This window comes from Streptomyces durocortorensis, assembly GCF_016901035.1.
GTDB lineage: Bacteria > Actinomycetota > Actinomycetes > Streptomycetales > Streptomycetaceae > Streptomyces > Streptomyces durocortorensis.
Genome location: NZ_JAFEUF010000397.1, coordinates 1 through 3,771, shown reverse-complemented (window position 1 = coordinate 3,771; position 3,771 = coordinate 1). Strand labels below are relative to the sequence as shown.

Genomic DNA, 3,771 nt, shown 5'->3' with positions numbered 1-3,771 from the left:
ATCGCCCTTGAGCCCATCGAGGGTGGCGACGCCTCCTACGAGTTCGTCAACAAGGGGGGGAGCGCGGTTTCCCGGCGGCGGCGATGCCGAGGGAGAACGCGTCCCTTTCCCCGGTCGGCGTGGGCGCTCCTCTCCCCTGCTTCGGAGGTGTCCGGGTCAGCACGACAGCCCCGTCGAGGTGGGCGAAGACGTTGTCCTGCCCCGTGGGTTCGATGAGCAGTGGGTCGTAGACCTCCTCTTCGAAGTCCCAGGCGGCAATGGTCTCGATCATCTCCTCGCGGGGGACGCCGCCCTGGGCGTAGTGCCTGGGGTACGCGCGGAGTGAGGGCTTCTCGGTCATGGGGCGGTCCTTCCGTGTGGCTCCGCCGACGGGTGGGGCGGCACGGGCGCCGCACCGCCCCGCCCGATGCCGGAGCTACTGGTTGTGGCCCTTCATCCCGTCGTTGTCGTCCAGCGAGCCCGCGACCTCGTTGGCCGCGTTCATGCCCGCCTGGGCGACCACCGCGGCGGCCTGGACCGCGACCATCGCGGGGCCTGCGGCCGCCGCGGCGCCACCGGCTGCCGCGCCTCCGGCGCCGCCCGCACCGGCCGACGGGGACGCGCCGGCGCCGGAGGACGGAGAGCCCGCCGGGCCCTTCGCGCCACCGCCGCCGCCCCCTCCTCCGTCCTGATCGCGGCGACGAGGAGGGAGGCGGCGTCCACGTAGGCGACGAGCCACCTCGTCTCACCGATGATCATGTCGAGCCCCGTGCCCCCTTCGGGGTGGAGGCTGTTGCCGGTGCCGACCTTCATCCAGACGCCGTTGAGTGCCTTGAGGGCTTCGGCGGCGGCCTCACCGATCGCGTTCGCGAACGATTCCACGGCGCTTCCGACCACGCTGTCGACGGCGCCCTCGGCACCCTTCTTGATGCAGTCCTTCAGGTCCTTCCCGCACTCGACGAGGCCCCCGGGGCTGGGCAGGTTAGGCGCCATCTTCACCTCCCCAGAGGGCGAACCCCTCCGGCCCCCCGACGAAGGTGATGTTCTCCGTGAGCGACCCGTTCAAGGTGGGGCGCAGCTTCCAGTCCCCGTCCTCCCAGACCACGGACGCGGTCGCGGCGCCGTACTTCCCGTCGGCGATGCGTATGAGGAGCATCGCCGTGGCCTGGTCCTTGGTGTACGTGAGCATGGAGAACCCGACATAGGTCCCGTCGCTGCCCGGAGCCCCCGCCGCGCTCTCGTCGGCTTCCTTGGACCGCGTCGCCACGAACGCGTCCTTGCCGGGACCGCGGGCGACCTGCTGGTCGGCGACCGTTCTCCACTCGCTCCCGCTCATCTTGGAGGTGATGGAGTGCAGGGCCAGTACCGCGCCCAGGGGGGTGCGTGCGAAGCAGGACCAGACGGCGCCCTTGTACAGGAGGGGGCCCGCCGTGGTGGACACCGGGACGAGGTCCGTCCGGTAGACCTTCCACTTCAGGTCCGCCGGGCTCTTCGGCGGAACCGCCTGGTCGCTGTCGTCCGTGCGGCAGCCTGCCGGCCGGGAGCCCTCCGTGCCGTTCGACGGCTTGCCCGAAGGGGTGCCCTGCGCGGGGCCGGCGGAAGAAGCCGCCGTCGCCCTCGGCCCCGGACCGGCCTTTTCCTCCTCGTCGTCAGCGAACACGACGAAGGCGCCGAGCAACGCCAACACCAGGAAGAACCCGGCGGACAGCAGCCAGCCCGGCTGCTGCCAGAACGGCTTCTCCCACTCACCACTGCTGTTTCGCGGATTCATGGGTTGCACCTCCCCGGATCAGTTGAAGACGAAGGAGACGAGTGGCCCCGCGGTCGCGACCAGGACGCAGCCGCCCAGCACCATGCCGAGTCGGCTCATGTGCTCCGAGCCCTCACCTCGGCGCATCGAGATGGCCATCATGGCTCCGGTGATCAGCACGCCCGCGTCACCCGCCGCGGTGCCGGCCCAGGCGACGTGCCGAGCACGTCGTCGACCTTGTCGGTGAGCGCCGGCGGCGCGTCCATGCCCGGATTGGGCACATCGGCCGCGAGGATGACGTGACGGATCTTGCTCAACATGGTTCTTCCCCCCCCCGTGGAAGTGAGCGGCTCTGGCTCAAATGTCTAATGTTTCGGTGCTTCGGCGACACTGCCGCCGCATCATGACAGCACTTCTTCGGGACGCGCCCGTTTAGGCCCGGGGGAAGGCGCGGACCGACGCTCGACCTCACCCTCGCCTCCTACAACGCGGGCCCGGGCGCGGTGCTCGAGTACGGCGGCATACCCCCGTACCAGGAGACCCAGGGGTACGTCGTCAAGATCAAGGCCGCCATGGCGAAGTACACGGCGATCAGCTCAGGCCCCGGCACGGGCACGATCCCCGCCGGGCAGCGGCTGGCCATGCCGCTCTCCGGCAACCCGCCCGTCACCTCGCCCTTCGGTATGCGCGTGCACCCCATCACCGGGGTCCGCAAACTGCACTCCGGGATGGACTTCGGCGTGAAGCAGGGCGTGCCCATCCTCGCCGCCAAGGAAGGCGTCGTCACCTTCGCCGGCATGACGGCCGGCTACGGGAACCGCGTGATCGTCTCCCACGGATCGATCGGCGGCAGGCAGATCGCGACGACCTACAACCACATGTCCGCCATCAACGTCTCCAAGGGGCAGAGCGTCGGCGTGGGAACGGTGGTCGGCCTCGTCGGCAGCACGGGCTACTCGACCGGCGCCCACCTCCACTTCGAGGCGCAGGAGAACGGCCAGTACGTCAACCCCGCGCCCTGGATCGGAAAATGAGCGGGCGTCGGACGACGGGCGGGGACGGAAGGAGAACGACCGTGCGGAAGAGCATCGCCACCGTGCTCGTGACCGTCGTGGGGGCGGCCGTGCTGGTCGGCTGCGGCCTGAAGGACCTCCGGGAGGAGTCCGACGGCGCGGGCGGGGGGACGGACCCCGGCCCGGTGGCCTCCGGCGCCTTCACGCCCAAGGCCCCCGTCCCCCGGGGGAAGCCGCTGGACGGGGGGAGCAGGCTTCCCGCGCTGCCGAAGGCGGACGACCGGGATCCGACCTCCGTCGCCCGGGCCTGGGCGACCGTCGCCTACGGCTACGACACCGCCTACGACGCGGGACGCCAGGACGCGGTGCTCCGGAGCCTCCCCTACCGCACCGCCGCACGCGCCTCCGCCGCGCGTGAGCACGTCTCGGCGGGCGGCACCGGGGGAGACTGGAACGTCTGGGCGGGGCACCGGGCGGGGACCACGGTGCGGCTCACGTCCGAGGACGGCGACGACGACCTCCCGCCCGACACCCCGACCCTCGCTTACCGCGAGGTCTTCGTCGAGGGCACGGCACACGGCCGGGACGGCTGGACCGGCCCCGGACCCCGGCTCATGGCCTCGGTGAAGCTGACCCGCGCGGTCGGCGGGCCGTGGCGCGTCGCCGACGTCCGGGTGGTCGAGGAGGTCCTGCCGCCCGGGCCTTCGAGGGCTCCCTGGAGATCGCCCGGATACGCGCCGCGCACGGGGATCCGCAGGCGTTGCAGAGCGTGCTGAACGCGGCGGCCGCCTGGCTCAAGGTCGCCGACCCCCGTGAGGGGCTCCGGATGGGCCGCGATCTGATCGCCCTCTGGTCCACCCTGCCCGCCGCGGACCAGGAACGGCTGGACTCGGCCCGGGCCCGGATGGCGCGGCTGGAGCAGCGTTAGGGAGCGTCCGGCGGGGCGGGCCCACCGGGCCGGTCGGGCGGCGCCCGCCGTCGCGGCCCATTGCGGGGGCGACCGCAAACGCGCCCTGGCCATCTCCAAGA

Annotated in this window: 6 protein-coding genes and 1 pseudogene; 3 read left to right on the top strand and 4 right to left on the bottom strand. The window is 71.9% G+C overall.

Translation table 11 applies throughout. The features are described 5' to 3' along the window. Positions 1 to 46 precede the first annotated feature (46 nt). From JS521_RS34505 to JS521_RS34490, 4 genes and pseudogenes are all read right to left on the bottom strand, one after another. Positions 47 to 340, bottom strand: a complete 294-nt coding sequence (locus JS521_RS34505; protein WP_205086817.1) for a hypothetical protein — start codon at positions 338 to 340, stop codon at positions 47 to 49. 140 nt (positions 341 to 480) lie between these two features. Continuing rightward, positions 481 to 972, bottom strand: a complete 492-nt coding sequence (locus tag JS521_RS37095; protein ID WP_239488234.1) for a hypothetical protein — start codon at positions 970 to 972, stop codon at positions 481 to 483. Beyond that, positions 962 to 1,750 (bottom strand): DUF8175 domain-containg protein, encoded by a 789-nt coding sequence (locus tag JS521_RS34495; protein ID WP_205086816.1) that lies wholly within the window; start codon positions 1,748 to 1,750, stop codon positions 962 to 964. Before JS521_RS34495 ends, JS521_RS37095 begins: the two co-directional genes overlap by 11 nt. An 18-nt stretch (positions 1,751 to 1,768) precedes the next feature. Then, positions 1,769 to 2,049: pseudogene (locus tag JS521_RS34490) on the bottom strand (hypothetical protein). A gap of 183 nt (positions 2,050 to 2,232) precedes the next feature. On the opposite strand from JS521_RS34490, the gene JS521_RS37415 reads away from it, so the two are divergent. Genes JS521_RS37415 through JS521_RS34475 form a run of 3 tightly spaced genes read left to right on the top strand, consistent with a single transcriptional unit; the run spans position 2,233 to position 3,670 of the window. Then, entirely contained in the window at positions 2,233 to 2,763 is a 531-nt protein-coding gene (locus JS521_RS37415; protein ID WP_205086815.1) for a M23 family metallopeptidase, read from the top strand. Between the two features lie 41 nt (positions 2,764 to 2,804). After that, a complete protein-coding gene (locus JS521_RS34480) occupies positions 2,805 to 3,518 on the top strand; it encodes a hypothetical protein (RefSeq protein WP_205086814.1) in 714 nt (237 codons plus the stop codon). After that, positions 3,503 to 3,670, top strand: coding sequence for a hypothetical protein (locus tag JS521_RS34475; RefSeq protein WP_205086813.1), 168 nt, complete (start codon positions 3,503 to 3,505; stop codon positions 3,668 to 3,670). Before JS521_RS34480 ends, JS521_RS34475 begins: the two co-directional genes overlap by 16 nt. Positions 3,671 to 3,771: the final 101 nt, after the last annotated feature.

Coding starts and splice junctions, on each gene's coding strand:
- JS521_RS34505 (WP_205086817.1), bottom strand. CDS start 340: ATGACCGAGAAGCCCTCACTCCGCGCGTACCCCAGGCACTACGCCCAG.
- JS521_RS37095 (WP_239488234.1), bottom strand. CDS start 972: ATGGCGCCTAACCTGCCCAGCCCCGGGGGCCTCGTCGAGTGCGGGAAG.
- JS521_RS34495 (WP_205086816.1), bottom strand. CDS start 1,750: ATGAATCCGCGAAACAGCAGTGGTGAGTGGGAGAAGCCGTTCTGGCAG.